The 26498-nt window shown below is 68.6% G+C and carries 29 protein-coding genes and 1 pseudogene; 11 read left to right on the top strand and 19 right to left on the bottom strand.

What is annotated here, in order from left to right:
• Positions 1–798: 798 nt before the first annotated feature.
• From ABZV58_RS05035 to ABZV58_RS05005, 7 genes are all read right to left on the bottom strand, one after another.
• Positions 799–1536: a phosphoglyceromutase gene (locus ABZV58_RS05035; protein ID WP_253811722.1), complete on the bottom strand. Its 738-nt coding sequence runs from the start codon at positions 1534–1536 to the stop codon at positions 799–801.
• 43 nt (positions 1537–1579) lie between these two features.
• Positions 1580–2473, bottom strand: coding sequence for an ROK family protein (locus ABZV58_RS05030; RefSeq protein ID WP_354998849.1), 894 nt, complete (start codon positions 2471–2473; stop codon positions 1580–1582).
• The gene (locus ABZV58_RS05025) at positions 2470–2760 is read right to left on the bottom strand and encodes a hypothetical protein (protein ID WP_354998848.1); all 291 of its coding nucleotides are present in this window, start codon (positions 2758–2760) and stop codon (positions 2470–2472) included. The genes ABZV58_RS05030 and ABZV58_RS05025 overlap by 4 nt, the downstream gene beginning before the upstream one ends.
• 423 nt (positions 2761–3183) lie before the next feature.
• On the bottom strand, positions 3184–3687 hold the full coding sequence (locus tag ABZV58_RS05020; RefSeq protein ID WP_354998847.1) for a YbjN domain-containing protein: 504 nt from the start codon (positions 3685–3687) through the stop codon (positions 3184–3186).
• Entirely contained in the window at positions 3684–5081 is a 1398-nt protein-coding gene (mshA, locus tag ABZV58_RS05015; RefSeq protein WP_354998846.1) for a D-inositol-3-phosphate glycosyltransferase, read from the bottom strand. The genes ABZV58_RS05020 and mshA overlap by 4 nt, the downstream gene beginning before the upstream one ends.
• 218 nt (positions 5082–5299) lie before the next feature.
• Positions 5300–5761, bottom strand: coding sequence for a large conductance mechanosensitive channel protein MscL (mscL, locus tag ABZV58_RS05010; RefSeq protein WP_354998845.1), 462 nt, complete (start codon positions 5759–5761; stop codon positions 5300–5302).
• A gap of 226 nt (positions 5762–5987) precedes the next feature.
• A complete protein-coding gene (locus ABZV58_RS05005) occupies positions 5988–6722 on the bottom strand; it encodes an SDR family NAD(P)-dependent oxidoreductase (protein WP_354998844.1) in 735 nt (244 codons plus the stop codon).
• A gap of 165 nt (positions 6723–6887) precedes the next feature.
• Here ABZV58_RS05005 and ABZV58_RS05000 point away from each other — a divergent pair, with 165 nt between their 5' ends.
• Complete coding sequence (locus ABZV58_RS05000; RefSeq protein ID WP_354998843.1) at positions 6888–7709, top strand: alpha/beta hydrolase; 822 nt, start codon at positions 6888–6890, stop codon at positions 7707–7709.
• 25 nt (positions 7710–7734) lie between these two features.
• Here the strand turns inward: ABZV58_RS05000 and ABZV58_RS04995 are convergent, their stop codons facing one another.
• Both ABZV58_RS04995 and ABZV58_RS04990 read right to left on the bottom strand, forming a co-directional pair.
• Positions 7735–8961, bottom strand: coding sequence for an Ig-like domain-containing protein (locus ABZV58_RS04995; RefSeq protein WP_354998842.1), 1227 nt, complete (start codon positions 8959–8961; stop codon positions 7735–7737).
• A gap of 115 nt (positions 8962–9076) precedes the next feature.
• On the bottom strand, positions 9077–10168 hold the full coding sequence (locus ABZV58_RS04990; RefSeq protein WP_354999036.1) for a UDP-N-acetylmuramate dehydrogenase: 1092 nt from the start codon (positions 10166–10168) through the stop codon (positions 9077–9079).
• Positions 10169–10208: 40 nt separating this feature from the next.
• On the opposite strand from ABZV58_RS04990, the gene ABZV58_RS04985 reads away from it, so the two are divergent.
• The 6 genes and pseudogenes from ABZV58_RS04985 to ABZV58_RS04960 all read left to right on the top strand — a co-directional run.
• Positions 10209–10694, top strand: a complete 486-nt coding sequence (locus ABZV58_RS04985) for a DUF2505 domain-containing protein (RefSeq protein ID WP_354998841.1) — start codon at positions 10209–10211, stop codon at positions 10692–10694.
• A gap of 38 nt (positions 10695–10732) precedes the next feature.
• Positions 10733–11254 carry a DUF2505 domain-containing protein gene (locus tag ABZV58_RS04980; protein WP_354998840.1) on the top strand — a complete coding sequence of 174 codons (522 nt, stop codon included), beginning with the start codon at positions 10733–10735 and terminating at the stop codon, positions 11252–11254.
• Positions 11224–12024: a class I SAM-dependent methyltransferase gene (locus ABZV58_RS04975; RefSeq protein ID WP_354998839.1), complete on the top strand. Its 801-nt coding sequence runs from the start codon at positions 11224–11226 to the stop codon at positions 12022–12024. The genes ABZV58_RS04980 and ABZV58_RS04975 overlap by 31 nt, the downstream gene beginning before the upstream one ends.
• Positions 12025–12356: 332 nt before the next feature.
• Positions 12357–12617 carry a hypothetical protein gene (locus ABZV58_RS04970; RefSeq protein ID WP_354998838.1) on the top strand — a complete coding sequence of 87 codons (261 nt, stop codon included), beginning with the start codon at positions 12357–12359 and terminating at the stop codon, positions 12615–12617.
• Positions 12614–13786, top strand: coding sequence for an RDD family protein (locus ABZV58_RS04965; protein WP_354998837.1), 1173 nt, complete (start codon positions 12614–12616; stop codon positions 13784–13786). Before ABZV58_RS04970 ends, ABZV58_RS04965 begins: the two co-directional genes overlap by 4 nt.
• A gap of 49 nt (positions 13787–13835) precedes the next feature.
• Positions 13836–14011, top strand: a pseudogene (locus ABZV58_RS04960) (DUF397 domain-containing protein); the annotation flags it as partial.
• A gap of 13 nt (positions 14012–14024) precedes the next feature.
• Here ABZV58_RS04960 and ABZV58_RS04955 read toward each other — a convergent pair.
• The 4 genes from ABZV58_RS04955 to ABZV58_RS04940 form a co-directional block, all read right to left on the bottom strand.
• Complete coding sequence (locus ABZV58_RS04955) at positions 14025–14246, bottom strand: hypothetical protein (protein WP_354998836.1); 222 nt, start codon at positions 14244–14246, stop codon at positions 14025–14027.
• Positions 14247–14283: 37 nt separating this feature from the next.
• On the bottom strand, positions 14284–15297 hold the full coding sequence (locus ABZV58_RS04950; protein ID WP_354998835.1) for an Rpn family recombination-promoting nuclease/putative transposase: 1014 nt from the start codon (positions 15295–15297) through the stop codon (positions 14284–14286).
• A 279-nt stretch (positions 15298–15576) separates the two neighbouring features.
• Positions 15577–17058 (bottom strand): hypothetical protein, encoded by a 1482-nt coding sequence (locus ABZV58_RS04945; RefSeq protein ID WP_354998834.1) that lies wholly within the window; start codon positions 17056–17058, stop codon positions 15577–15579.
• 80 nt (positions 17059–17138) lie between these two features.
• Positions 17139–17747, bottom strand: a complete 609-nt coding sequence (locus ABZV58_RS04940) for a hypothetical protein (RefSeq protein WP_354998833.1) — start codon at positions 17745–17747, stop codon at positions 17139–17141.
• 99 nt (positions 17748–17846) lie between these two features.
• Here ABZV58_RS04940 and ABZV58_RS04935 point away from each other — a divergent pair, with 99 nt between their 5' ends.
• Positions 17847–18575 carry a DUF2993 domain-containing protein gene (locus ABZV58_RS04935; protein ID WP_354998832.1) on the top strand — a complete coding sequence of 243 codons (729 nt, stop codon included), beginning with the start codon at positions 17847–17849 and terminating at the stop codon, positions 18573–18575.
• A 61-nt stretch (positions 18576–18636) separates the two neighbouring features.
• Here ABZV58_RS04935 and deoC read toward each other — a convergent pair whose 3' ends face one another.
• Positions 18637–19305 (bottom strand): deoxyribose-phosphate aldolase, encoded by a 669-nt coding sequence (gene deoC, locus ABZV58_RS04930; protein WP_354998831.1) that lies wholly within the window; start codon positions 19303–19305, stop codon positions 18637–18639.
• 158 nt (positions 19306–19463) lie between these two features.
• Between deoC and ABZV58_RS04925 the strand changes: the two genes are divergently transcribed.
• Positions 19464–20015: an N-acetyltransferase gene (locus ABZV58_RS04925; protein ID WP_354998830.1), complete on the top strand. Its 552-nt coding sequence runs from the start codon at positions 19464–19466 to the stop codon at positions 20013–20015.
• 297 nt (positions 20016–20312) lie between these two features.
• Positions 20313–21203, top strand: a complete 891-nt coding sequence (purU, locus tag ABZV58_RS04920; RefSeq protein ID WP_354998829.1) for a formyltetrahydrofolate deformylase — start codon at positions 20313–20315, stop codon at positions 21201–21203.
• Between the two features lie 74 nt (positions 21204–21277).
• Here the strand turns inward: purU and ABZV58_RS04915 are convergent, their stop codons facing one another.
• The 5 genes from ABZV58_RS04915 to ABZV58_RS04895 all read right to left on the bottom strand — a co-directional run bounded on the left by ABZV58_RS04915 (position 21278) and on the right by ABZV58_RS04895 (position 25489).
• The gene (locus tag ABZV58_RS04915; RefSeq protein ID WP_354998828.1) at positions 21278–22321 is read right to left on the bottom strand and encodes an alpha/beta hydrolase; all 1044 of its coding nucleotides are present in this window, start codon (positions 22319–22321) and stop codon (positions 21278–21280) included.
• Positions 22322–22524: 203 nt separating this feature from the next.
• Entirely contained in the window at positions 22525–22830 is a 306-nt protein-coding gene (locus ABZV58_RS04910; protein WP_354998827.1) for a DUF2516 family protein, read from the bottom strand.
• A 95-nt stretch (positions 22831–22925) separates the two neighbouring features.
• Positions 22926–23591, bottom strand: coding sequence for a heparin-binding hemagglutinin (locus ABZV58_RS04905; RefSeq protein ID WP_354998826.1), 666 nt, complete (start codon positions 23589–23591; stop codon positions 22926–22928).
• Positions 23588–24091 carry a helix-turn-helix transcriptional regulator gene (locus ABZV58_RS04900; protein WP_141808543.1) on the bottom strand — a complete coding sequence of 168 codons (504 nt, stop codon included), beginning with the start codon at positions 24089–24091 and terminating at the stop codon, positions 23588–23590. The genes ABZV58_RS04905 and ABZV58_RS04900 overlap by 4 nt, the downstream gene beginning before the upstream one ends.
• A 105-nt stretch (positions 24092–24196) precedes the next feature.
• Entirely contained in the window at positions 24197–25489 is a 1293-nt protein-coding gene (locus tag ABZV58_RS04895; RefSeq protein ID WP_354999035.1) for a DUF445 family protein, read from the bottom strand.
• Between the two features lie 298 nt (positions 25490–25787).
• On the opposite strand from ABZV58_RS04895, the gene ABZV58_RS04890 reads away from it, so the two are divergent.
• Positions 25788–26468, top strand: coding sequence for a TetR/AcrR family transcriptional regulator (locus ABZV58_RS04890; protein WP_354998825.1), 681 nt, complete (start codon positions 25788–25790; stop codon positions 26466–26468).
• Positions 26469–26498 lie beyond the last annotated feature (30 nt).

Raw genomic sequence — 26498 nt, 5'->3', positions numbered from 1 at the left:
CAGCGGCCCAGCGGCCCAGCGGCCCAGCGGCCCAGCGGCCCAGCGGCCCAGCGGCCCAGCGGCCCAGCGGCCCAGCGGCCCAGCGGCCCAGCGGCCCAGCGGCCCAGCGGCCCAGCGGCCCAGCGGCCCAGCGGCCCAGCAACTCGAAAGCTCCGCGGCCCGGCAGTTCAACCAGCCCAGCGGCCCGACGGCGCCGCAGGTCAGCGGCGCAGCCGGATCCCGTCGAACGGCGCTCCTCGGCGCACGATAGCCCGAGTGGCCAACGCCATCAGCCCGGGGCGGCCCAGCGGCGCGGCAGCTCAGCGGCCCAGCGGCGCGGCCGCCCAGCAGCCCAGCAGCCCAGCAGCCCGACGGCCCAGCGGCGCGGCAGGTTAGCGGCGCAGCCGGCTCGCGCGTCGGACGGCGCTCCTCGGCGCATGAGAGCCCGAGTGGCCAACGCCACCAGCCAGCGGCCCAGCGGCCCAGCGGCCCAGCGGCCCAGCGGCCCAGCGGCCCAGCGGCCCAGCGGCCCAGCGGCCCAGCGGCCCAGCGGCCCAGCGGCCCAGCGGCCCAGGACGCATTGTCATCGGCCGGGCGGGTCGGGACAACCTCGCGGCACTCGGGGTTTCGACTCAGTCGGATAGGTCGGCCACCTAACGGCGCTGCAGGTGCGCACTCGGCCGACGCATCGGACCACCCGCAGCGCTCCAGGCCTGGGGCACTCGGCGGAACCGCGCTTCAACTGGGTGACGCCGAGGCCGCCCGAAAACGGCGATGCGCCGCGGCCGATCAACCGGCCGCGGCGCATCGAACTACGTACTACTTACCGCCCTGGCTCGCGACCGCGGCCGCTCCGGCGGCGGCCGCCTCCGGGTCCAGGTACTCCCGCGGACGCACCGGGCGCAGGTTCTCGTCCAGTTCGTAGCGCAGCGGGATGCCGGTCGGGATGTTCAGGCCCGCGATGTCTTCGTCGGAGATGTTGTCCAGGTGCTTGACCAGCGCGCGCAGCGAGTTGCCGTGCGCGGCGACCAGCACGGTCTTGCCGGTGAGCAGCTCCTTGGAGATGGTCGACTCCCAGTACGGGACCATCCGGTTCACCACGTCGAGCAGGCACTCGGTCTTGGGCACCTCGATGCCCGCGTACCGCGCGTCGCCTTCCTGGCTGTACTCGTTGGCCGGGTCGATCGGCGGCGGCGGGGTGTCGTAGCTGCGCCGCCACAACATGAACTGCTCGTCGCCGTACTTGTCGCGGATCTGCGCCTTGTTCTTGCCCTGCAGCTCGCCGTAGTGCCGCTCGTTGAGCCGCCAGTCGCGGATCACCGGGATCCAGTGCCGGTCGGCCGCGTCCAGCGCGATGTTCGCGGTGGAGATGGCCCGGCGCAGCAGCGAGGTGTAGACGATGTCGGGCAGGATGCCGTGCTCGGCGAGCAGCTCGCCCGCGCGCTTACCCTCGGCGATGCCCTTGTCGGTCAGGTGCACGTCCACCCAGCCGGTGAACAGGTTCAGGGCATTCCATTCGCTCTCGCCGTGGCGCAGCAACACGAGGGTGTACGTCATGACGGCCATCCTGCCACGCGCGGACCGCGCGCCGGAGCCCTGGTCAGGATGCCGGAGCGAGCGCGGTGAGCAGTCCGGCGCCGACCAGGGTGGCCTGATCGCCCAATTCCGAAGGGACTACGTGCAGGTCGCGCAGGAACTCGATGCGGGCGTGCGCGCCGAGGGCCTCCTGTAATGGTCGCCACAGTGGCTCACCGGACTGCGCGAAGCCGCCGCCGATCACCACCAGATCCACGTCGAGCAGCGCGGCCGCCGACGAGATCACCTGGCCCAGCGCGATTCCCGCGCGCCGCAGCGCCGCCTTGGCGATCCGGTCCCCCGCTTCGGCGTCGGCGGCCAGCTCGATACCGGTGGTTCCGTGCCAGCCGCGCTCGCGCGCCCACCGCACCGAGGACGGGCCGCTGGCCACCGCCTCCACGCAGCCGACCCCGCCGCAGGCGCACGGGTCGGTCGACCCCGGCACGATCATGTGACCGATGTGCCCCGCGTTGCCGGTGTGCCCGACCGCGACCATCCCGCCGACGATTACACCGCCGCCGATCCCCGAGGACACCGTCATGGCCAGCGCGTCCGGCGTCTCCCGCGCCGCGCCGAAATGCCGCTCGGCCAGCGCCAGGCACACCCCGTCGATGGCGAAGCGCACCGTGGCGCCAGGAAACAGTTCCTGTACCGCGGGCACCAGCGCGAATCCGTCGCGCCACTCCGGGATATTGAGCGGGGTGGTGATCCCCGCGGGTGCGTCCACCGGACCGCACGAGCCGATGCCGACCAGGTCCACGTCGGATCCGTTGGCCGCGGCGAGCAACAGCCCGCGCACCGCCTCCCACACGCCGGTCGGCGGCACCTGGATGCGGCCTACCTCGTGCGTCATCCCGTCGGCCCCCACCAAGCCGACCGCGATCTTGGTCGCGCCGATGTCCAGAGCGAGAACGGTCATTCGAAACCCCCACTTCCCAACGCCACCGGACCGCCGCGTTCGCGCGACGGTCCGGTGCCGAATGATCTTGCTGTGCGGTCGCCAACGGTAGTTGCCCGGCGGCAGCCGAGCACCATCAGGGCAAGCGCCCGGCGGCAGCCGAGCACCATCACGGAAGGCACCCGACGGCAGCCGAGCACCATCACGGAAGGCGCCCGACGGCAGCCGAGCACCATCAGCGCAAGCGCCCGAAGGCCGCTCGGCATCACCAGCATCAGCACCCGGCGGCCGCTCGGCATCTTCAGCATCAACGCCCGGCCGCCGCTCGACCCCACTGGCTCAGCCTCTAAGTCGCCGGGCATCCTCGAGCCGGGCACCTGGCGGCCGCTCGACACCTCCAGACCCATTAGGCGGGAGCCACTCGCAGCAATCGAGTTCGTCGGCAACAGTCGGCCGCTCCGCACGTCGGGCTCGTCGACCGGCGACCCGTTCGCACCGCCTCGGACACGCGGCATCCGTTCGGACTCCGGACGGAAGGCCAGTCGGTTGCCCCGCACCTTCGGACCGTCCGCTCGATGGCCGCTCGGCACCATCGAGTGCAGCAGCCGTGTCCGCCGGGAATCTCCGGATTGAGCACACACTCCAGCCGCTCGACACCGCGACCCGAGTCTTCGAGTCAGCCGGAGCGCCTCGGGATCGCTGGGCCGAACGCGCACCATCGGGTGCGAAAGTCAGGAGTTCTCGGAAGACTCGACCAGATGCTCGAACGGGAGCAGATTCTTCAACGACTCCCCGCGCGAGACCCGCCACTTCCATTCCTTCCGAATGGATTCCGCGAAGCCGAGTTCCAGCAGCACGTTGAAGTCGGCGTCCACCGCCTCCAGCACCTGGCCGAAGATGCGGTCGAGTTCGTCCTCGGTGACGGCGTGCGTGGCGATGCGGCCGACGAGGTAGATGTCGCCGACCCGGTCCAACGTGTAGGCCACGCCGTAGAGGCGGCGGTTGCGGCGGAGCAGGAACTTGTAGACGCCCTCGAAGTTCTCGTCGGGCTTGCGGCAGACGAAGGATTCGATACGCACGCCGTGTTTGCCGACGGTGAGCATCAGCGTCGTCTTCAGCTTGCGCTCACCGGGCAGCACGACGACGAAGACGTCCTCGCCCGGGCGGGTGTACTCGATCTCCCGATCACGCAGCGTCTCGTCGATCAGCCGCACGGTCGACTGGATCTCCGTCATCGGTGCACTCCCATCCGGCGCCGCCACAGCGCCCGCGATCTGGCCTGACCGCCCTCGCCGAGGAGCGCGGCACCGGACAGGTTAGTGCGTTCCGCGCCCGCCGCCACCGGTCCACCGCCCAGTTCGGTCTCGGGGAATCCGGCGAGCGCCGCGGCGTAGCTGGCGAGCAGCCCGTCGGCGGTGTGCTCCCAGGAGAAGTTCGTGGCATGCGCGACCGCGCGGTGGGCCATCTCATCCAAACGCCCCGGCGCGTCCAACAGCGCGCCGAGCGCGGCGGCCCAGTCGGGAGTGCGGTGGCCGGGGACGAGCAGTCCGGTCTCGCCGTGCCGGACGGCGGTGCCGAGTCCGCCGACGTCGGCGGCGAGGACCGGGGTGCCGCTGGCCTGCGCCTCGATGGCGACCAAGCCGAAGGATTCGTTGTAGCTCGGCACCGCGACCAGGTCCGCGGCACGGTAGACCTGCACGAGACGGTCCGGCGGCTGCGGCGGCAGGAACGTCACGCGGTCGGTGATGCCGAGTTCGGACGCCAGCTCGATCAGCGCGTCGGGGCGCTTCAGTCCGCTGCCGGACGCGCCGCCGACGATCAGCACACGCAGATTGCGGTCCGGATCGGTGCGCAGCAATTCGGCGGCCGCGCGGACGAGCACGTCAGGGGCTTTGAGTGGTTGGATGCGGCCGACGAAAGCGACGATCCGCTCATGGGCGGCAAGGCCGAGCTCGGCGCGGGCCGCGGCCTTGTCACCGGGACGGTAGCGGGCCAGGTCGGCGCCCGGCGGCACCACATCGATGCGCTCGGCGTCGGCGCCGTAGAGCTCGACGAGCTGACGCGCCTCTTCCGCGGTGTTGGCGACCATCCGGTCGGCCTCGGCGATGACCTGCTTCTCGCCGATCTCGCGGGTGACGGGCTCAGGGCAGTCGCCATCGGCCAACGCGGCGTTCTTCACGGCGGCGAGGGTGTGCGCGGTGTGGATCAGCGGCACCCGCCAGCGATCCCTGGCCAGCCAGCCGACCTGGCCGGACAACCAGTAGTGCGAGTGCACCAAGTCGTAGTGACCCGGCTGATGACGCGCCTCCTGGCGCAGCACCTCCGCGGTGAACGGACACAGCTGGGTGGGGAGATCGTGCTTGTCGAGTCCCTCGAACGGTCCGGCGACCACGTTGCGCACCAGCACCCCGGGCGCCGCCTCCTGAACCGGAGGGACGTTCGACGAGGTGGCGCGGGTGAAGATCTCGACTTCGGTCCCGCGTCGCGCCAGCTGGAGAGCCGTTTGCAGCACATAGACGTTCATGCCGCCCGCGTCACCGGTGCCCGGTTGCGCGAGTGGCGACGTGTGCACCGACAGCACGGCGATCCGGTTCGGCCGTTGGTCCGCACGTTGACTCACAACATCCATAGTGCACGGTGGATAACCGCCGCCGACGCCGCCTACCGGGCAAGTGAGAGTCATCACACAGCAAAAGGTGAGAGGGCTCACGAACCGCGCTGACCTGCGATTCGAATGTATGTGCGTACGTTCGCATCCATTCCGGCCATGCGCGGCCCAAGGGCGGGTCGCCACCCGCAGTACGCGCGTCGGCCGTGCGCGGTTGGCGAGGTCTCGCGCGCCCGCGACTACTGGTGCGAGCTCCCGAGCGTCGGATCGAGCCGGTCGAGCTTCGCCAGCGTCTCCGCGTTGTGGGCGGCGCGGGCGTCGGCGCTCTGCTTGGCGAGCAGGTCGCGGATCTCGATGAGCAGTTCGGTCTCGGTGGGCTCGGCCGCCTTGGTGGTGCCGAACCGGTTCTTCAGGGTCTTCATCGGCATGATGAGCACGAAGTAGAGGACCGCCGCGATCATCACGAAATCGATGAAGGCGGTGACGATCGGGCCGACTGCGATGAAGGTCGCGGGCTTGCTCGGCACCAGGTGGAAGCCGAGGCCGAGCTCGTTGGCGTTGCCGAAAACGGCGAGCAACGGATTGACCACGCCCTTCGTCACCGCGGTAACCACCGCCGTGAACGCGGTGCCCATCACCACAGCCACGGCGAGGTCGATGACATTGCCGCGCATCAGGAACTCTTTGAAGCCCTTGAGCATGAGTCGAACAACTCCAATCCGGTGTAGCAAAGTTTCAGAAAACGATCCGATGCTAACCGCCACTCCGCAACTCAGCGAATCCCCAGCAAACGATCAAGCGGAACCTCACACCCACAACACCGGAATCCCCCGCTCCCACACCCCCACCACACGCCCCACACAGCCACCGCCTATGTGTCGCGTGTGGAAAGTATGTGGCACGGCCGACCAGACCGCAGAGCACGGCTCAGGAACGGCGTGCGAAGCGTCCGGGGTCGGCCTGGTCTCGCGGCTTGACGATGATTTGATCCAGGTTGACGTGCGGCGGTCGCGAGGCCACGAAACCGACGATCTCGGCGATGTCCGCCGCGACCAGCGGATCGATACCCTCGTATACCTTCGCCGCCCGCTCCGCGTCGCCCTCGAAACGCACCAGAGAGAACTCGGTCTCCACCGCGCCTGGCGCGATCTCGGTGAGCCGCACCGGCTTGCCGAGCAGTTCGCCACGCAGCGTGCGGTGCAGCACAGCCTGGGCGTGCTTGGCCGAGGTGTAACCGGAACCGTTGTCGTAGGCGTGGAACGCGGCGACCGAGGTGATGGTGACGATCAGGCCGTCGCCGGAGGCGATCAGCTTGGGCAGCAACGCCTTCGTGACGCGCAGCGTGCCGAGCACGTTGGTCTCCCACATCCAGCGCCAGTCGTCGAGGTCGGCTTCGCTCACGGGTGCAAGGCCTTTCGCGCCACCCGCGTTGTTGACCAGCACATCGACCGACGGCACGGCGTCGGTGAAGGCCGCGACCGACTCCTCCGAGGTGACGTCGAGTTCCAGTGCGGTGCCGCCGATCTCGTCGGCCAGCGCGCGCAGCCGGTCGAGCCTGCGCGCGCCGACGTATACGTGATAGCCCTGCGCGGCGAGTTCCCGCGCGGTGGCTTCCCCGATGCCGGAACTGGCTCCCGTGACGACGGCGGTGCGATTGCTCATGGGGGCGAGTTTAGGGCGTGCCTGCGTCGTCGCTCCGGCCGTGCGGGGTCTGTCGACGGGCTTCGCCCGGCAGCGCCGCTCGAGTGCGGGGTGTTTGCCGGTGTCACGCGCTACCGCACGGATCACCCGCGCGGAGCATCGGCGCCCGGCCTTACGCTGGGTGGCATGGCACTTCGGGAAGCGGTCAGCGCGGATGGCACCAGCATCGTCTATCGAATCGACGGACCCGCCGACGGACGGCCACTCGTCCTGGTGCACGGCTGGTCGGCGAGCCTGCGCTGTTGGGGCAGCGCGGCCGACGATCTGGCCGGTCGGTTCCGGGTGATCGCGATGGATCTGCGCGGTCACGGCTATTCCGGCGTCCCGGAGAACGGCTACGACGATCCCAAGAACTGGGCCGCCGACCTCGCCGCGGTCCTCGCGGCCGAGGGCATCGAGTCCGGCGCTGTACTGCTCGGCTGGTCCTACGGCGGCATCGTGATCAGCGACTACCTCACCGCCTACGGCGCGGGCGCGGTGTCGGGCGTCGTATTCACCGGCTCGATGGCCAATATCGGACGCGACGTACCCGGCGCTGCGACCGGACCCGCGATGCAGGAGGCCATCCCCGGCGTCTTCGAGGCGAGCGCGGGTCGCGCCACCAGGGCCTTCGCCGCGTTCGGCAACGCCAACACCGGCCCGGGCCCGGACAAGGGCGTGGACGCCCAGCGGCTGTTCGGCATCAGCCTGGCCACCCCGCCCGCGGTGCGCAAGGCGCTTTTCTACCGTTCTGTCGACAACACCGAAACCCTTCGCGCCCTCGACATTCCGGTCCTCGTGCTGCACGGCGACGCGGACCCCGTCGTCCCCATCGACAACGGCCGCTACATCGCCGAGAACACCCCGCGGGCGCGTACCTCGTTCTGGCCCGGTGCGCAGCACGGGTTGTTCATCGAGGACCGCCCGCGCTTCGTCACCGAAGTCACCGAGTTCATCGACAGTCTGTAGAGACCGGCGTGAGCGCGACCGGGCCCTACCGGGGCGGCCCCGGCGAGACCGGGGTGGCCGAGACGACCGGTGACGCGGACCCGTCCAGCGCCGACATCTTCTTCCAGGTCGCCCAGTCGATGGTCCAGTCGTAGAGGTCGCCGTCGGCCGCGGACAGCGGGATCGCGGTGCCGGTGACCTCGACCGGGTCGCCGTAGCGCGCGGTCGGGAAGTACGCCTGGGCGTCGGCGGGCGAGAGGTTGATGCAGCCGTTGGTGACGTTCGCCGAGCCTTGCGCCGCAAGGGATTCCGGGTTGGCGTGGATGAATTCGCCGTTGTTGGAGATACGCACCGCCCAGCGTTCCCTGACGTTGGTGTAGTACGGCGGATTCGACATCAGGAAATCCTCGTACTTCTCGGTGACCACGTGGATGCCCGAGCGCGTCACGTTGCGCGGCTCGTTGCCCTGGCCGTAGCTCACGGCGAAATCGAAGACGGTCCGACCGTCCCGCACCACTCGCATGCGGTGGCTCGGCGCGTCGGCCTGCACGATCTGGCTGCGGCCGATGCGGAAGTCCGAGGTGAGGTCGGAGTAGCCGTAGTTCCCGCCGCCCAGGTCCAGTCCGTAGAGGTCGGCGGCGACGTGCACGGTGGTGCCCGGCGTCCAGTACTGCTTGGGCCGCCAGTGCACACGCGAACCGCCGTTGTCGTCAGGGAACCAGGCCCACGCGCCCTCGGTGGGCGGATCGGTGGTGACGGTCAGCGCCTTCTCCACCTCGGCCTTGTCGGTCACCGGGGACTTGAACTGGAGGATGATCGGCGCGGCGATGCCGACCTCTTGGCCGTCGCCGATGTTGACCGTCGCCGGGACGGTGCTCTTAGGCGCCAGCGTACGGAACGAGCCGTCGATCGGGACCGGCTTGCCGTCGGCGCCGACGGCGGTGCCCGACCATGTGTAGGTGGCGTCGTAGCCGAGCGGTTCGGTGATGCGGAAGGTGCGCTTGTCGGGGCTGAGCTCACCCTGCACCTGTTTGCCCGCCGCGTTGGTCAGCGCGACCTGGGCGATGGTCCCGTCGGCGACCGTCACGGTGACGGGCGCGACGGGGTTGACGTTCTCGTCGGCGTCGCCGGGGCTCATGGTCACTTCGGCCACCGGACCGGACGCGCCGCCGGACTTGTCGTCGCTGGAACAACCGGCCACCAGGGCGACCACGACGAGCAGGACAGCCGACACGGCGGCCACCGGTCGGCGGATCACGGGACGCTTGCTCACCGCATCGAATTTACGCCTGGCGAACGACCCGACCGGCCCGTTGCCTGGCGCACCGCCCATTTCGTGCGGTCAGGCGTATCTCCGCCTCGGCTGTGCGGTTCGGTCGTCCGACACGTCAGAGCGTGACGCCGACGGTGACGGGCTCGGGCTCGAGCCGAATGCCGAAACGCTCGGCCACGCCGTCGCGCACGGTGCGGGCCAGTGCGACCAGGTCCTCGGCGGTGGCGGCGCCCCGATTCGTCAGTGCCAGCGTGTGTTTCGTGGAGAGCCGGGCCGCGGCGTCCGGGCCGGGGAAGCCCTTGGCGAAGCCCGCGCGTTCGATCAACCAGCCCGCGGAGAACTTCACGCCGTCCACGGCCGGGTAGGTGGGAATCGTGACATCACCCACGTGCGCCGTGATCGCGTTCTGCACCTCGTGCACGCGCGCGTGCGGGACCACCGGGTTGGTGAAGAACGAGCCCGCGCTCCAGGTGTCGTGATCGGCGGCGTCGAGCACCATGCCCTTGCCCCCGCGCAGGCGAAGCACCGCGTCCCGCACGTCCGCGGCGGGTCTGGTCTCGCCCTCGGTGGCGTCCAGGACTCTGGTCAGTTCGCCGTAGCGCAGCGGTGCGCTCGCCGCGCCCGCGTTCAGCGCGAAATCCACGTCGAGCACGACCGCGTCGTCGCGGTGCTTGAGCACGCTGGTGCGGTAGCCGAAGCCGAGTTCGGCGGGCTCCACCCAGCGAATCTCGCCGCTCGCGCGGTCGAGCAGCCGCACCCGGCGCAGCAGATCGGCCACCTCGACGCCGTAGGCGCCCACGTTCTGCACCGGCGTCGCGCCCGCGGAACCCGGTATGCCGGAAAGACATTCGAGACCGCCGAGACCGGCCGCCACGGTCGCGGCGACCACCGCGTCCCAGTTCGCGCCCGCCTCAGCGACGACGCCGTCCGCGCCGATCTCGACGCCCGCGGTCGCGATGCGCACCACGACGCCGTCGAACCCGTCGTCGCCGATGAGCAGGTTCGAGCCGCCCGCGAGCAGCAGCACCGGGATGCCCGCCGCGTCCAGCGCGCGCACCGTCGCCACCAGGGACTGCGTCGAGGCGCACTCGGCGACCAGCGCGGGGCCGCCGACCCGTAGCGTGGTCAACTCGGCAAGCCGCACCTCGTCGCGCACCAGCGCACCGGTGTCGGCCAGCACGTCGCGCGCCTGATCGGTCGCCACCACACGTGAAGTTCGCACGCTCCAGACGGTAGCGTGTCCAACCATGGCTACACCCTTGGCGTACACGGCCCGCTACTCCCACCCGGTCGCCGCCGTGCGCGCGGCCTTCGCCGACGAGCAGTACTGGAAGGACCGCATCGCCGAGGTCGGCGGACCGAACGCTCGCCTCGAGTCGGTCACCGTGGAGGGCGATCAGGTCCGCGTCGAGATGGTGCAGGCCATCGCCGCCGAACTGCTGCCGCCCGCCATCACCGCGGTGCGCCCCGGTGACCTGATCATCCCGCGCACCGAGAACTGGACCGGCGACACCGCCGCCTTCGACGTCCGCGTCGAGGGCGCCCCCGCCACCATGCGCGGCACCATCACCCTGACCGGCGACGACACCGCCGCCACCGCCACCCTCGACGGCAACATCGAGGTGAAGGTCCCGCTCTTCGGCAGCAAGATCGAAGCCGCCATCCAGGAACGCCTCACCGAACTCCTCCAGTCGGAAGAGGAGTTCACCAACACCTGGCTGTCCCAGCACTGAGGATCGTGTGCTGACCGTCACCCAGTAATCTTTTTCGAATGGCACGCCGACTGGACTACTCCGCCCGCTACCCGCTGCACACCACCAAGGAGCTGTACGAGGCGCTGTCGACCCGCGAGTACTGGGAGGCGCGGGTCGCCGAGATGCGAAAGTACACGCCGGCCAACGAGGTGGTCAGCCACGAGGTGAGCGATTCCGGGATCGACGTGGTGCTGCATCACACCCTGCCGCGCGAGATGCTGCCGGAGATCGCGCAGACCGTGATGCGCAAGGACATGGTCATCACCCGCAAGGAGAGCTGGGGACCGTACAACGGCGAGGAGACCGTCGGCAAGTTCTCGGCGTCGATTCCGGCCGGGCCGGGCAGCCTGAGCGGCACCATCAAGCTCTTCCCCACCGAAACCGGCTGCACCGTGCGCTTCTCCTCGGAGGCGAAGGTGTTCATCCCGATGGTCGGCCCGCGCCTCGAGCAGTTGATTCTGGTGAACCTCGTCGATCTGTTCCGTGGCGAGGCCGAGGAAACGGTGAAGTGGCTGGAAGAGCGAAACCCGACCAGCTGAGCAGACCTATCGGCACGATCACCAGGGGGACCACCGGCGTCAACCGGCTGCGGCGCAGCGACCGTTGGCTGATGCACGACGAGCTGGTCACCGCGCGCCTGTCGGCGGCGCCCGATCCGCTGGTGGTCGACCTCGGTTACGGCGCGAGTCCGTGGACCACCTTCGAGCTGGCGGGCAGGCTGCGCAGGGTGCGGCCGGACGTGCGGATGGTGGGTCTCGAAATCGATCCGGAGCGGGTGGTACCCGGTCGCGACGGCGTCACCTTCGCCAGGGGCGGTTTCGAGCTGGCCGGTCTGCGTCCCGTGCTGGTGCGCGCGTTCAACGTGCTGCGCCAGTACCCCGAGTCGGCCGTGCCGGACGCCTGGTCGACCATCCTCTCCGCCATGGCGCCCGACGGCCTGCTCGTCGACGGCACCTGTGACGAACTGGGCCGCCGCAGCGCCTGGGTGCTGCTGGACCGCACCGGCCCGCTCTCGCTGACGCTGGCGTGGGATCCGTTCACCGTCGAGCGCCCCTCCGACATCGCCGAGCGACTGCCTAAGGCGCTCATCCACCGGAATGTGCCCGGCGAACCGATCCACACCTTGCTCACCGCCGCCGACCGCGCGTACTCGCACGCCGCGCCGCTCGCTCCGTTCGGACCTCGGGTCCGCTGGCGTTCCGCCGCGGAACAGCTACGTGCGCAAGGGTTTCCGGTGCGGCAGTATCGCCGACGGATGCGCGACTGCGTGCTGTCGGTTCCGTGGTCGGTCGTCGCGCCCCTGGGTTGAGCCGGAACCACGTGCGAATGACCGGCGTTCGATCACCTCTGATCCGTGGGTCTTCTCCCGAGCACTCGGCAGGTTTCCGTCGGCGCGACATGTCGCGCCAACGCGGGCGGTGTTCGATACGCGGGGCTGACACGACCCCATTTCGCGAACTCGGCTTCTCCGGTAATTCGTTACGGCAGTCGCGGATTCACATCGAAGTACTCGATCGTGGGAGGGAGCGATCGTGGGGTCCTCACACCGAAACGGCGGGATGTTAGCCTGTATTGCTCTGTCCGCCATAACATTCCGCCAAGGGTGCGGCACAAAACATGGGATGAGCAAGGGGGAAGCCGGTGGCTGAGCAGAATCCGACGACACCGGGCGGCAACGGACTATCGGTGATACTCGAACCGGCCGCGATCGCCGCCGTGAACGCGGAGAGTCCGAGTAGAGCGGCCACCGAGAATCTCGGCAGAACTCAGGAGCACGTCTTGTTCACCAACGCGGTGGAGTCGGGGCCAGAGTCTCGAAAGATGATGTCGGACATGGCTCGATCGATCGAATTCGCCGCACCCGGTACCCCGCCGAGGGCGCTGCCGTTGGAGCTGCCATGACCTACCTCGCGCAACCGGCAGGAACGTCGGACACCACCGGTCGTCCAGCCATCGAATGCGACGCAACACGATCCGCGATCAGCGGCTGGGCCACATTGTGGTCCTACGTAGGAACGGCGGCAGGCATTGCGAGCCTGCCGCTGGTCGTAGTCTGCATCGAACTCGGAGGGCCCGAGTATTCGCAGACGACACGGCAACTGGCCAGCCTCGGAACCACCTTTTCGATTCTGATGTTCACCATCGGAGGAATAATCGGCGCAACCATGTTGTGGACTGGTCGCCGCCTCCGAAAATCGCTGCGCAGGTATGCATGGACGGAATGGCAAATCGGCTATCTCAACCTGGGCAGTGGGTATGTGGAGCTTCGGGACTCCTCGGGATCCCCTGTCTCGCAACTCGTTCTGAGCACATTCAGGCGAGGCACGATCGCGAACTATGAAACGCAGACCTGTTGGTTCGCGGGCGATCCGATGAAATATGGAGCCATCTCGCGGCCGGGAGGCGGGACACCCCGTTACGCGTACCGATCCCCGATTTCGAAATCCGACCTCGAGAAGGCCGGACTTCCCGCGGAGCAGGCGGCAAACGGGTTATGGAAGCTTCCGACCGGTCACCGCCCGAAAAGAAGCACCACTGAGAACAAGCCGCGAACAAGCACCACCGAGCACAAGCGGCACGGTGGCATCGATGATCCCGATTTCCCTTCACCGCGCCGTCTCCGGCGCACGCTGGCCTATCTTCTCGACATCGCGATTCACATTGCGACCGGGTTTGTCATCACTGGTGTCCGGAGCGGGGCGCTCTCGGCAGAAGTGAGCCCTCCCGACTGGTCACTCACCACGGTGAATCCATTCGAGGTGTTTCTATGGTTCCTGGTGGCCTCCTTCATCGACCGGGTCATCCTCCAAGCGATCTGGCACACCACGATCGGCAAGGCGCCGTTCGGACTGGTGGTCATCGATCGGGAGACCGGCCGCTACCCCCGGCTGAGCAGATTGATCGGAGGCTGGTTCGCCATGTCCTACATTCTGCTCGAGTTCGTGGACAATCCCTCGTTCTATCTTCTTCCCGCGGTCCGGCGTCGAGATCTGCGCGAGCGACACAATTCTCCGTCGACACCAGATACTTCGACCGTCGAGGCGAATCCCGGGAGAACCGCTATTCCGTAAGTAACCGCTCGCTTTACAGGGTTTTGCACGGCAAGCGCCGAACGGTGATCTGACCAGAGCCCGCTGGTTCAAGAGCAGCTGTGCGGCGTGCGGGGAAGTCGCCTACCTCGACAACGGCATGATCGGCGTCCGCGACTCCAAGAACCCGACCGGCCCGGCCCTGCTCTTCCCCCTGCCGAATGGGACTCCTTCACCGCTGGCGCCCGAGACGGGGAGTTCAACCGCCTGGACGTACCGGTCAGGCGAAGACGTCCTCGACAGAGGCGGCAGCCAGGACCCGGCCGATCCAGACTCGCACCTGGGCCGGATCCGCAGCGCGGACCGTGTCGACAACCCCCGTTGATACCGGACCGAACTTCAAGGTCAGCAGCTCGACAAGAGTATTGGCCCGTTCCTCGGCACGCCCCTCGGCGCGCCCTTCAGCACGTCCTTCGGCGCGGAGGCGTTCGGCGGTGGTCACGATGGCCTCCTTCGCTCGGGGACCGAGTCGGTGCCGGTCAGGCGAAGACATCCTCGACAGAGGCGGCAGCCAAGACCCGGCCGATCCAGACTCGCACCTGCGCCGGATCCGCAGCCCGGACCGTGTCGACAACCCCCGTTGATACCGGACCGAACTTCAAGTTCAGCAGCTCGACAAGGGTATTGGCCCGTTCCTCGGCGCGCCCTTCGGCGCGCCCTTCGGCCCATCCTTCGGCGCGCCCTTCAGCACGTCCTTCGGCGCGGAGGCGTTCGGCGGTGGTCACGATGGCCTCCTTCGCTCGGGGACCGAGTCGGTCGATGAGAGGGTCGAAGTCGATTGTAGCCATATCTCCGACGAGGAACAGGTACCTCGTGACGCAGTGAAATTCGTCCTCACCGCGGGGGCCGTCGAGGATCGCTTGCAGGTCATCTGTCAACGCCAGCAGGTCGACACCGAGCCGAGTATTGCCGGGGGTGATCTTGTGCAGGATCAGCATGACCCGGGTCGCGGGAGTGAGGTCGCGATTTCGCAGGGCCCGCAAATCCAGCGCGGCGAGATCATCGAGCAGGAAACGCAGGCGCGGCAGATACGGGTCGAGCGCCGCGCGGGCTGCCGGGTCGAGATCGATGAGGTCGGCCAGTTCGGTCGGGGTGTTCCAGACGCGACCGGTGCCGTTGCTGTGGACCACCAGTGGAATCACCGCGGGCAGGGTGCTGGGCTTGTGGTGCGTGTCCAGATGGTGATTCCAGACTTTGACGAGGTAGTCCATCATCCGCAACGCCATGAATTGGTCGGGCCTGCTCTGATGTTCGACGAGGATGTAGATGTAGGCGTCGTGGTCGTCGAGACGGGTGCGGTAGAGGATGTCGGTGTAGCGGGAACGCAACTCCGGGGAGACGAAGCTGCCCGGTTGTAGTTCCAGCCGATCCCAATCGAGGCGGGTGGCAATGTCTTCCGGCAGTGCCGCGCGGATCTCACCGGCAGCGTCCGCGGGGCGGGACAAGACATGCCGGAAGTAGGCATCGTGTGGGTTCGACGGGACGGCGGGCATGGCAGCGAAACTACCGCCCGAACGGTCCCGCCGACCGGAAATCGCAGCGACACTTGGGAGGTCGGCTGTCCAGGTCGATCCACGTCGAGGAAGCTCTCCGTAGTCACGCTCCGCTGCCGAGTCCGGTCCGGGCAGCGGAACCGACATCGGCACACAACTCTGGCGGTGTGTCCACCGTCAGGGCACGGTGCCCCGCATAGGTCGGTCGCCCCGAACAGGCGGCGCACCAGCCTGGATGGTCCCAGCTGTATGGAGCGCGGCGAACGGCAAGCCCGCCGTTCACTCGCGGCCGAGCAGCCCGCGTAGCTGCCCGGTCGCCATGGCGATCGGCAGGATGGAGCGCGGCTCGAACGGCAGCGACCAGAGCCCGCCATGCGCGGCGCCGCCCGCGAACAGCGATTCCGGGTTCGGATCGGCCGGGGCCGGATCGTTGAGGTCGGCGACCAGTTTGGCGGCGAGCAAGGTGCGTGCGGTGTCGGGTTCGAAGATCTCGATGCCGAAGCGATGCGCGCTGCGACACGCGGCGGCCAACGAGCGCTGGGACGACACAGCGCGTGTCCAGGTCGGCGGCGCGACGGTATAGGAGACCGTGTGTCCCGCATCGTGTGCGGCGATCGCGCGCCAGCGCAGAATCCGCTGGGCGAGAGCGTGATTCGGTCCTTGCGCCGGGGAGAGCGCGTCGGCGACCGACCAGCACGCGCCCGCGGCGTCGGTGACTCGCGTCCGGTAGTTGGGCCGATAGAGCGCGGATCGGGTGAGTGCGCGCAGCGCGTCTTGGGCGAGGCCGCGCGGCCCGCGACGGTGTAGCCGCGAATGCGCCTGGGCGACTACGGATTCCGGCACGGCGTAGCAGTCCGTCGGTGATCCGACTCCGGCCAGCGCGGTGTCGGGGCGCGCGCCGAGCAGATCGGCGGCGAGCAGGTCGAGGGCGACGGCGAGCCGGACACCGCCCGGCCCGCGTCGGGTGACGTACCCGCCGAACACCGGAAAAGTGTCCCCGCCGAGGTGTTCTCGAATCCAGGGCACGAGGGCGGGAAACTGGGTGGTGACGTCGGCGCCCGGCTGCCCGTCGATCAGCGGATAGCGCAGGACGCCCCCGCCCGCTTCGGCCTCCCCCACCAACTCGCGCCAGCGGGCGGGCCCCGGCCGCGCCACCGCGAGCACGTCGGCGCCCCAGCGCAGTAGCGGGCGCAACGGCGTCAGCTCACCCGCGCCGGCGACGACGACCCGAAACCCTGGCAGCGCCAACCACTCCGGATGATCGATCACCCGCTCCACCGCGGCCGCGAAACCCGGCTCCACGATGCCGCGCTGCCGCCAATCGGTCAGCTCGCGTTGCAACGTCTCCTCGGCGAGCACGGCGCCACGGAACGGAATCGCCAAGCGCCGTGCGGGTTTTCCGGTGCCGCGCGCGGTTCCCGTGTCCGGCCCGTCGGCGGCGACCGAGCCGATCTCCACACCGCGCAACGGTTCCACCGTGTATCCGGTGACGAAGCGCAGCAGATTCCGCGCGGCGCGCAGTCCTTCGCGCGCGCTGCCCACCGACGCGTCGGGCGAGCTGGCCGCCAGCGCGGTCATCCCGCGGAACACCGGGCGGTATTGACGCGACCAGTCGCGGCAGGTCTCCACCCATTGCGCGAGATCGGCGTCGTAGCGGCGCACGGCGTCGGCGACCACGGCGGTCGCGAACATGTCGCCGACCCGGTCGGGCGCCCCGGACGGAAAGACGAGATCCCACCTACCCGCACCTACCGACCCCATGATCAGTCACCCTGCCACGATTACGCGCCCGGCAAAACCGGACGGACCTCGAATTCATAGCCGGAACGGATCACCGCGCCTCACAGACCTTTGAGCGCGCGGTGCACCCTGGCGGCGGCTCGCGGCGGCAGACGCACACTGGCCGAACGGATTTCCGCGCCCGCGCACCGATTGATGGCGACCGCGTCGCCGACAACCTCGTTCAGCGCCACCTGCCCGATATCGGCCTCGGCCAGGTCGAGCACGGTGCGCACCGGCGTTGTCACCAGGAAGGCGCCCGCCGATTCCACGTCCGAGCCGATCAGTGGTCGGCGCAGCACCACGAGGCGCGGGGTCACCGGCGGGCGTCCCGCGCCGACCGACAGGTGCAGGAAGCGTGGGCGCAACCGGCCCAAGCCGTGCAACTCGGCGGCGCTGTGGTGTGAGACAGCGGCGGCGCCGTCGAACCAGGCCGCCCACATCGCGTATTCGTCCAGCGGTCCATCGGGCCATTCGGTCAGCCGCAGCATCCCGACTCCGGCCCTGGTCACCGAGCCATCCCCCAGCCCGGCGCGAACCTTGGCCTCACATCCCGTGCGCAGCACCTGGCGGGTGGTGAAGAATCCGGCGTGCCGACCGGCCAGCCTGCGCAGCACACGCCACCCTTGATCGAGGGATTCGGGTGCGCGGCCCGCCGCATCGCCAGCCATGCAGACCAGGCTACGCTCGAATTCTGTGTCACATGTCACATTCGAGACCCTCAACGCGCCCACAGAACCCGCACAGAAACGTCGGGAAGAATCGTCCGCATGACTACGAAGCCGCCCACCAAGTTGTCCGTCAGCAGGCGCACGCTGGTGATCGCCCTGGTCGTGGTCGCCACGTTGCTGGCCGCCGTCCTGGTCGGCGGCGAGGCGTACGCGCGCCACGTCGTCTCCCGTTGCATCAGCAGCCAGTTCGAGAAAGAGATGGGATCTCGGATCGATGTCGGCTTCGGCGCCAAGCCGATGCTGATCACTTGGCTGGACGGGAAGGTCTCCTCGGTCACCGTGGACAGCCAGGACAACAAGTTCGGTCCCGCCGTCGGCATGGTGGTGCACGCCGAGTTCAACGATCTCGAGGGCGTGAACAGCGGCAACGGCGGCGGTGTTGTCGGCAGCTCCTCCGCGCACGTCACCTGGAGCAACGAGGGCATCCAGGAGTCGCTCGGCGGCATGGTCAGCGGGGTCCGCTCGTCGTCGGCGAGCGGCATGATCACGCTGGACGTGCTCGGCGGCCTCGCTCAGCTCCAGGTGCACCCCGAGGTGCGCAACGGCGTCGTCGAGGTGCAGACCAAGTCGGCCGAGCTGCTCGGCATCGGTCTGCCGACCGATCTGGTCGAGGGCATCGTCGACATCATGACCGAGAGTCTGCAGAGCTACCCGATGGGCCTGAAGGCCACCGAGATCAAGGTGACCGACGACGGCGTCGTCGCGCAGCTCGCGGGTGGTCGCACGGAACTGCCCGCCGCCGAGAACAACGCCGAAGTGCGCTGCTGATCCCCGCGCGATGCATTCGCGAAAAAGTCTCGGGCCCTGCCGTTTTCCACTCGGCGGGGGCTCAGGCGGGGAAACCCTCCAGCACCGCACGCGATTTCGACAACCCGAGGCGCGTCGCGCCCGCCGCGACCAACTCGGCCGCCGCCTCCGCCGTGCGGATGCCGCCGCTGGCCTTGATCCCGAGCCGCCCGCCGACCGTCTCGGCCATCAACCGCACCGCGTGCACACTGGCCCCGCCCGCGGGATGGAATCCGGTGGAGGTCTTCACGAAATCGGCGCCCGCGCGCTCGGCGACGCGGCACACCTCGACGATCGCCTCGTCCGGCAGCGCGGCCGATTCGATGATGACCTTGAGTACCGCGCGATCTCCGACGGCCTCGCGCACCGTGACGATATCGGCGAGCACGGCGTTGTATTCGCCGTCGAGCGCGGCGCCCACATCGATGACCATGTCGACTTCGGCCGCGCCCTGATCCACCGCGAGCCTCGCCTCGGCGCCCTTCACCAGCGAATGGTGTTTGCCCGAGGGGAATCCGGCGACCGTGGCGACCACCAGACCCGGCGCGCGCACCGGAAGCATGGACGGCGAGACACAGATCGCGTAGACGCCGAGCGCACGCGCCTCGTCGACCAGCGCGGCGATCTCGGCGGGCGTCGCTTCCGGCGCCAGCAAGGTGTGATCGATGACGGCGGCCACTTCGGCCCTGCTCAGCGACGCGGAATCTGCCATGTTTCGAGAGTCTGGCACACGCGAGGCGAATTCCGTTGCGTGCCTGGCGACGCGTACCGCACACTCGTATCTGTCGGTGGATCCGCGGGCTTCGGGAAGCTCGGCCACCTGACGAGCGTTGTGCGGATGGCCCAACTCGTTCGGGAGGAGACGACATCGTGCTGATCCGTCGCGAACGCGCCGAGGACGCCCCCGCCGTCGCGTCGGTGCATCGCAGTGCGTTCGGCGCGCTGTACGCCCGCGAGACCGCCGCGGCCGGACTCGCCGCCGCGCCACCCGCCGAACCGCCCGAGGTCGATCTCGTCGCGCGGTTGCGCAGCGACGCCGGCTGGATTCCCACCCTCTCGCTGGTCGCGGTGGAGTTCGACACCGTGATCGGGCACGTCTGTCTGACCCGCGCCGCCGTCGGCCCGTTCCCCGCGCTCGGCCTCGGGCCGCTCGGTGTACACGTCGAGCACCAGGGCACCGGTGTCGGCTCCGCGTTGATGCACGCCGCGCTCGGCGCCGCCGACGCGCTCGACGAACCCCTGATCGGCCTGCTCGGCAGCCTCGACTACTACCCCAGGTTCGGCTTCGTACCCGCCGCCCGCCTCGGCATCGCCCCGGACGAACCGGACTGGTCCTCGCACTTCCAGGTCCGCCCGCTCACCACCTACGAAGCGCAGATCACCGGCGAATTCCATTACGCCGAACCGTTTTACGACCTGTGATCGGCTCCTGCCGGTCTTGGCGCGCACCCGCGCGGATCGTGATGTCCGACCGAAGGCGCCCCCGAACGAGTCACACCGACCGAATGTCACCTTCGATCGGGATACGCCCGCGGGCGGGCACCGACCAGAGGCGGCCTCCGGTCGTGCTGGGCGGCTGACGGTCAGCGCCGGTCGTCAGCTGCGACAGGCGCAGCCGGATGGATGTGCGCTGGGCGAACGGCGGGCATCCGAGAACCTCCACCCCGGAACATCCGGTCCTGGTGCGGTGCGCGAAGCATCACCTGGGAGGATGGGCCGATGAGTTCCGCTCCATCCGCCTCGGACGATCGCCGTTTCGTGTTGACGCTGGGCTGCCAGGACCGACCCGGCATCATCGCGGGGATCACCTCGTTCATCGCCGAGTTCGGCGGGTCGATCGTGGAGGCCGGTTACCACTCGGACACCGAAACGGGCTGGTTCTTCACCCGGCAGGCGATCAAGGCCTCGACCGTGCCCTTCGGCATCGCGGAACTGCGGGAGCGCTTCTCCGAAGTCGCCGCCCGGCTCGGCGCGGCGACGGAATGGCAGCTGCACGACACCGGCGAGCGGCGCCGCGCGGTGCTGCTGGTCAGCAAGGACGGTCACTGCCTGCACGACCTGCTCGGCCGCGCCGCCTCGGGCGAGCTGCCCGCGACCATCGAAGCCGTCATCGGCAATCACCCGGATCTGGCCGGAATGACCGAGGCGCACGGCGTGAAGTTCCACCACGTGCCGTTCCCGAAGGATCCGGCCGAACGCGGCCCCGCCTTCGAAGAGGTGCGCAACCTGGTCGACGCGCACGACCCGCACGCGGTGGTGCTCGCCCGATTCATGCAGGTGCTGCCCGCCGAACTCTGCGAGCACTGGGCGGGCCGGGCGATCAACATCCACCACAGCTTCCTGCCCTCGTTCGTCGGCGCCCGCCCGTACCACCAGGCGTTCGCCCGCGGCGTCAAGCTGATCGGCGCCACCTGCCACTACGTGACCGCCGAACTGGACGCGGGCCCGATCATCGAGCAGGACGTGATCCGCATCGATCACGCCGACGAGGTCCGCGACATGGTGCGCCAGGGCCGCGACATCGAACGCGTGGTTTTGGCCCGAGGACTGCGCTGGCACCTGGAAGGCCGGGTGCTGGTGCACGGCCGCCGCACGGTCGTCTTCAACTGACCGCGTACCCACGCCGCGACCCCGATCGGAGACAACGTCGGCTCCGGTCGGGGTAAGCGGGCGATCGGCTCGGATCAGCCGACCGCTTCGGTGCGCGCGGGCGCGTACACCGAGTCGAGCACGCCGGCGAGTTCCTCGTTGAACCGCTCGTACATCTCGACGTTGCCGAGGTGGCCGGTGTTCAGCACCTCGTAGCGCACCAGGCTGCCCACCGATTCGAGCATCTCGGCGATGAGTTCGGAGTGCAGCGGCGGCGTCATGTCGTCGGCGGAGCCGGCCAGGATGGTGGTCGGCACCACCAGGTTCTTCGCGGACTCGCCGAGGTCCATGATCGCGAGCAGCTTGCCGAATTCGGCGCGCACCACCGCGGGGCAGGAGCGCACCACGGCCATGCTGTAGTCGACCAGGTCGCCGGTGGATTCCAGGCTCATGATCTGGCGGGCGAACACCCATTTGACGGGCTTGATCGGCGGAAACACGATCGGCGTGCCGAGACCGAGCTTGCCGACGACGTGCGGCAGCGAGACGCCGGTGCGCTTCCACGGCAGCGGCCGGTTGAAGAACGGCACCACGGTGGTCGTGGCGACGAGGCCGTGCGGCGCGGTGTTGGTCAGCAGGACGGCCTCCGCGCGCCGGGTGACCTCCTCGGGGTAGCGCCCGGCCCATGCTTGCAGCGTCATGCCGCCGAGGCTGTGCCCGACGAGCACGGCCTTGCGGCCCGCGGGCAGCGCCGCTTTCAGCACCGCGGCGAGGTCGTCGGCCAGCAGTTCCATGGTCAGCTTCGAGGAGCCGCGCTCGCTCTCACCGTGTCCGCGCACGTCGTACGCGATCACCCGGTATTCGCCCGCGAAGGCGTTGATCTGGGCATTCCAGTACTCGATGGCGCAGGTCCAGCCGTGTACGAGCACCATGGCGGGAGCGTCGGCCGGACCGTACGCGTGCACCCGCAGCTTCGTGCCGTCGGGCGCGGTCACGGGGATGACGTCGTGTGGAACGGTGGGCGGGTTCAGCGCAGGGGTCGAGTAGGTACGCGCCCGGAGATTGGCGCGATGTACGTCGAGCAGGCCCCGAGCCTTTCCCGGCAGCTCGCCCAACGCGGTCTGCAACTGTGCACGCATCGGACACTCCTTTGTGTTACTGATAATTACAGTAACCCGAAGTACCGTCTGCTAGCTAGTGCAAGCACAAAAAAGGCGCCGCTGCCCGGTACGGGGCAGCGGCGCACAGATGGCACTACCAGCGCGAACGCCTAGTCCGCTTGCTGTGGCAAGCACAAGAAATTTTGCTACGGCAGCCCGTAGATGGGCTCGCGATCAGCGGCTCACCAACGCGGACCGCGCTGGACCTCGTCCACCTTGGGCCGCACATCGGCCAGATAGATACCCGTGGCGATGATGGCCACGAAAGCCAGCAGACCCAGCCCCGCGGGCGAGAGCAGCAGAAGCAGCAGCGACACCCCCAGGATCGCCAGCCAGATCGGCTTGGTCTGCTTGTCCACCGCGGTGAAGGCGTCCGGCCGCTGGCGGATGGCGTGAATCAGGGCGAAGATCGTCGCGCCCAGCGCAACGAGCCACAACACCAGCAAAATCAGTCCGGTCAACCCGTGCACGGTATTCACCTGACCCATGATACGAGCGACGCCCCCGCACAGCAGGCTGTGCGGGGGCGTCGAGGCGTGTCCGACCGGCGCGTGTCCACGGACTACGTCCGGCCATCACCCAACTAGACCTTCTTCGGCGCGGCCTTCTTCGCGGCCGGGGCCTTCTTCGCGGCGGGAGCCTTCTTGGCCGGAGCCTTCTTCGGCGCGCCGTTCTCGGCGACAGGCGGCGTGGTCTCGGTGGTCACCGCGACGACCTCGGCCTCGACGACCGGCTCGGCGACGGGCTCCTCTTCGGCCTTGCCGCCGCGGCCGATCAGGCCGTTGACGCGCTCCAGAACCTCTTCGGCGCGGCCGGCCGCGTCCTTGTACAGGGTCTCGACGCGGTCGATCTGGTCCTCGACCAGCTGGTTGGCGCGCAGCCGCTCGACGGTCTCCTCGCCGCGGACGGCCAGGTCGGCGTACAGATCGAGCACCTTGTTGTAGTACTCCTCGGCCAGCCTGCGCAGTTCCTCGGAGGTGAACTTCTCACGCAGCTCGGCGAGGTCGTCCGGCAGCTCGGCGGGGAGGCCGGACAGCCGCTCGCGCAGCGTCTCGAACTGGGCCTGCACGTCGGCGGGCACGTTCGCGAAGCGCTCGCGGGCCTCTTCCACCCGGCCCGGCACGTCGGCGGAGGCCGCACGCTCACGCACCTGGGTGACGACATCCACGGCGGCGGTGTAGACGGCATCCCCGGCGCCGACGGCGGCGAACAGAGGCTTGCTGCTGACTGTTGCGGTCTTCTCGGTCATATTTTCTCGTTCTCCTGGCGTGGCGGAGTATCGGTTGTCGTGCGCGGAACGTCGCTGTCCCATTCCCCCCCTGGCTCGTTCCCTCCGTTTTCCCGGCGAAACGATTCATAGATCTCCAGGAGCACCTGCTTCTGCCGTTCACTGATCTCCGTGTCGGCAAGCAGGGCATCCCGGACCGGACTGTGCGGCCGCTGCTCGAGATAGCCAGCCCGTACGTACAGCACCTCCGAGGACACTCGCAGCGCCTTCGCGATCTGCGCGAGTACCTCGGCGGAGGGATTGCGCAACCCGCGCTCGATCTGACTGAGGTACGGATTGCTCACCCCCGCCAGTGCGGCGAGCTGACGCAGGGAGACTTGCGCCGCCTCACGCTGCGCCCTGATGAAACCTCCGATGTCGTGCGCCGCGTTCGCGACGCGACCCCCTCGTTCACCGACGCCCGCCGATTGCTCGGACGGACCGTCGGTGTACTCGGCGGAAACCTCGGGATGGTCTGCCATCACTCACCTTCTGGCGGTTGTACGGATTCAATTCTAGGGCAGGGTGCTAACTCTTGCAAGCACGCTGTTAGCACGCTTCCGGCAAACCGCCGGCGTGCCGTTTTCTCAGCCTTGGAACAACAGGTGCGAAACCGTGTAGATCGCCAGCCCGGCCAGCGATCCGACGACCGTTCCGTTGATCCTGATGAATTGCAGATCGCGCCCGACCTGCAATTCGATCTTCTTGCTCGCCTCTTCGGCGTCCCACCTGGCAACCGTGTCGGTGACCAGCGTGGTGATCTCGCTCGCGTAGTTCGACACGAGGTAGCGCGACCCTCGATCGATCCAGCCGTCCACCTTCGCTCGCATCTCGGCGTCGTCACGCAGCCGCTCACCGAGTTGCTGCACATTCTCCCCCACTTTGCGGCGCAACGTACTGTTCGGATCGTCCGCGGATTCCAGGATGAGCCGCTTGGCCGCGCGCCAGGTCGCCTCGGCCATACCGGTGATTTCCTCGCGACCCATGATCTGCGATTTGATCCGCTCGGCCTTCTTGATCATCGCGTCGTCGTACTGCAGGTCGTGCGCGAAATCCTCGAGGAAGCGATTCGCGGCCAAGCGCACCTCGTGCTCGGGATTCGACCGCACCTTCCAGGTGAACTCGACGAGCTCGCGGTAGATCTTTTCTGAAAGCAGAATGTTCACGAATTTCGGAGCCCATTGCGGCGCGTCGCGCAAAACAATCCGGTCGATGGTCTCCTGACTACCGAGTGCCCACTGGTGCGCCCGCTCGGCGAGCATGTCCAGCAGGGGCAGCTGCCGGTTGTCGGCGAGCAGTTCGGCGAGCACCCGGCCGATCGGCGGACCCCACAGCGGTTCGGCGATCCGCTTGACGATCGTGTTGTCGATGACCTGCTCGACGTCCTTGTCGCGCAACACCCCGACCACCGCGCGCAGAATCGTCGAACTCTCCTCGGCCACCCGCGCGGCATGCTGCGGGTCGGCCATCCAGCGCCCGACGCGCAGCGAGATCTGAGCCGAGTTCACCTTGGCCGAGACCACCTCCGGCGCGAGGAAGTTCGTGCCGACGAAGCTGCCGAGGCTGGCGCCGAGCTGATCCTTCTTCTTGCGGATGATCGCGGTGTGCGGAATCGGCAGGCCGAGCGGATGCCGGAACAGCGCCGTCACCGCGAACCAGTCGGCGAGCGCGCCGACCATGCCCGCCTCCGACGCGGCGCGCACGTACCCGACCCAGTCGCCGCCCCCGCCGCGCGATTCCAGCCAGCGACAGAACAGGTAGACCACCGTCGCGAAGGCGAGGAAGCCGGTGGCGACGGCTTTCATCTTCCACAGGTCGCGTCGTTTGGCGGCCTCGTCGACGAAGAACCCGGTCGGCCCCGACGGGGTCGGCGGGGCCATGACCGCCGTGTCGGACCGGCGGAGTTCGCGGGTCCCTGTGCGGTCACGCTCCGCTGCCGCCTCCGGGCCCGTCGCTCGCGCCGCTGTGTTGCCGGGAGCTTTCTCCATGTCTCCATTCTGCTGTGCCGCGGGCGGGGGGCACCGATGTGTGGTTCCTGCCGCATCCGGCACCCAAACGGACCTACGCTGGGTGGCCTGCACCTAAGCTGAAAGTCCACGACCATTACGAACGAGGGAGCCCACGCTGTCCACCGAAGACCTTGTCGACATCGGTGAGCGCGCCGAGCGACCGGCTGCGGTGCGCACCGGCCGGATGGACGGCCGCAAGCGCCGATGGCGGCAGCACAAGATCGACCGCCGCGAGGAGCTCGTCGACGGCACCCTTGCCGCTGTCCGCACCCGCGGCAGCAACGCGGGCATGGACGAGATCGCCGCGGAGATCGGCGTCTCCAAGACCGTGCTCTACCGGTACTTCTCCGACAAGAACGACCTGGTCCACGCGACCATGCAGCGGTTCATCGAGACCACGCTGATGCCCCGCGTGTACGGCGCGATCAGCCTCGACGCCGACGAGTTCGAGCTGGTGCGCACCGCGCTGGCCGCCTACGTCGGCACGGTCGACGAGGACCCCGAGGTGTACCGCTTCATCATGGGCAGCGGCTCGGACGCGTCCTCGCTCGCCGAGTTCGAGAAGCTGTTCGCCGAGGTGGTCTCCGCCGTCATCGCGGACAAGGCGGACGCGCTCGGCCTCGACACCACGGGCGCGATGCTGTGGTCCTACGTCCTGGTCGGCGGCATCCAGCTGGCAACTCACTGGTGGACCACCGACAAGACGATGTCGCGCGAAGAGGTCATCGACTACCTGACGATGATGGCCTGGAGTGCCATCGAGGGCATGGCGAAGGCGGGCGGCTCCAGGGAGAAGTTCAACGAGCAGCCGCACGTGCTGCCCACCCGGGACGCCGACGCCTCCAAGTAAGAACCTCCGCCGACCGTACGCCTGTCTGTG

Origin of the sequence: Nocardia sp. NPDC004654, from assembly GCF_040609595.1 — a bacterium.
Taxonomy (GTDB): Bacteria; Actinomycetota; Actinomycetes; order Mycobacteriales; family Mycobacteriaceae; genus Nocardia.
Note: the sequence above shows the minus strand (reverse complement) of the source record. Positions and strands in the feature narration are given on the sequence as shown.

What these genes read in the sequence shown, in the direction of transcription:
- ABZV58_RS05035 (WP_253811722.1), bottom strand. Translation starts at nt 1,536, where the DNA reads ATGACGTACACCCTCGTGTTGCTGCGCCACGGCGAGAGCGAATGGAAT.
- ABZV58_RS05030 (WP_354998849.1), bottom strand. Translation starts at nt 2,473, where the DNA reads ATGACCGTTCTCGCTCTGGACATCGGCGCGACCAAGATCGCGGTCGGC.
- ABZV58_RS05025 (WP_354998848.1), bottom strand. Translation starts at nt 2,760, where the DNA reads ATGCTGAAGATGCCGAGCGGCCGCCGGGTGCTGATGCTGGTGATGCCG.
- ABZV58_RS05020 (WP_354998847.1), bottom strand. Translation starts at nt 3,687, where the DNA reads ATGACGGAGATCCAGTCGACCGTGCGGCTGATCGACGAGACGCTGCGT.
- mshA (WP_354998846.1), bottom strand. Translation starts at nt 5,081, where the DNA reads ATGGATGTTGTGAGTCAACGTGCGGACCAACGGCCGAACCGGATCGCC.
- mscL (WP_354998845.1), bottom strand. Translation starts at nt 5,761, where the DNA reads ATGCTCAAGGGCTTCAAAGAGTTCCTGATGCGCGGCAATGTCATCGAC.
- ABZV58_RS05005 (WP_354998844.1), bottom strand. Translation starts at nt 6,722, where the DNA reads ATGAGCAATCGCACCGCCGTCGTCACGGGAGCCAGTTCCGGCATCGGG.
- ABZV58_RS05000 (WP_354998843.1), top strand. Translation starts at nt 6,888, where the DNA reads ATGGCACTTCGGGAAGCGGTCAGCGCGGATGGCACCAGCATCGTCTAT.
- ABZV58_RS04985 (WP_354998841.1), top strand. Translation starts at nt 10,209, where the DNA reads ATGGCTACACCCTTGGCGTACACGGCCCGCTACTCCCACCCGGTCGCC.
- ABZV58_RS04980 (WP_354998840.1), top strand. Translation starts at nt 10,733, where the DNA reads ATGGCACGCCGACTGGACTACTCCGCCCGCTACCCGCTGCACACCACC.
- ABZV58_RS04965 (WP_354998837.1), top strand. Translation starts at nt 12,614, where the DNA reads ATGACCTACCTCGCGCAACCGGCAGGAACGTCGGACACCACCGGTCGT.
- ABZV58_RS04950 (WP_354998835.1), bottom strand. Translation starts at nt 15,297, where the DNA reads ATGCCCGCCGTCCCGTCGAACCCACACGATGCCTACTTCCGGCATGTC.
- ABZV58_RS04945 (WP_354998834.1), bottom strand. Translation starts at nt 17,058, where the DNA reads ATGGGGTCGGTAGGTGCGGGTAGGTGGGATCTCGTCTTTCCGTCCGGG.
- ABZV58_RS04940 (WP_354998833.1), bottom strand. Translation starts at nt 17,747, where the DNA reads ATGGCTGGCGATGCGGCGGGCCGCGCACCCGAATCCCTCGATCAAGGG.
- ABZV58_RS04935 (WP_354998832.1), top strand. Translation starts at nt 17,847, where the DNA reads ATGACTACGAAGCCGCCCACCAAGTTGTCCGTCAGCAGGCGCACGCTG.
- deoC (WP_354998831.1), bottom strand. Translation starts at nt 19,305, where the DNA reads ATGGCAGATTCCGCGTCGCTGAGCAGGGCCGAAGTGGCCGCCGTCATC.
- purU (WP_354998829.1), top strand. Translation starts at nt 20,313, where the DNA reads ATGAGTTCCGCTCCATCCGCCTCGGACGATCGCCGTTTCGTGTTGACG.
- ABZV58_RS04915 (WP_354998828.1), bottom strand. Translation starts at nt 22,321, where the DNA reads ATGCGTGCACAGTTGCAGACCGCGTTGGGCGAGCTGCCGGGAAAGGCT.
- ABZV58_RS04910 (WP_354998827.1), bottom strand. Translation starts at nt 22,830, where the DNA reads ATGGGTCAGGTGAATACCGTGCACGGGTTGACCGGACTGATTTTGCTG.
- ABZV58_RS04905 (WP_354998826.1), bottom strand. Translation starts at nt 23,591, where the DNA reads ATGACCGAGAAGACCGCAACAGTCAGCAGCAAGCCTCTGTTCGCCGCC.
- ABZV58_RS04900 (WP_141808543.1), bottom strand. Translation starts at nt 24,091, where the DNA reads ATGGCAGACCATCCCGAGGTTTCCGCCGAGTACACCGACGGTCCGTCC.
- ABZV58_RS04895 (WP_354999035.1), bottom strand. Translation starts at nt 25,489, where the DNA reads ATGGCCCCGCCGACCCCGTCGGGGCCGACCGGGTTCTTCGTCGACGAG.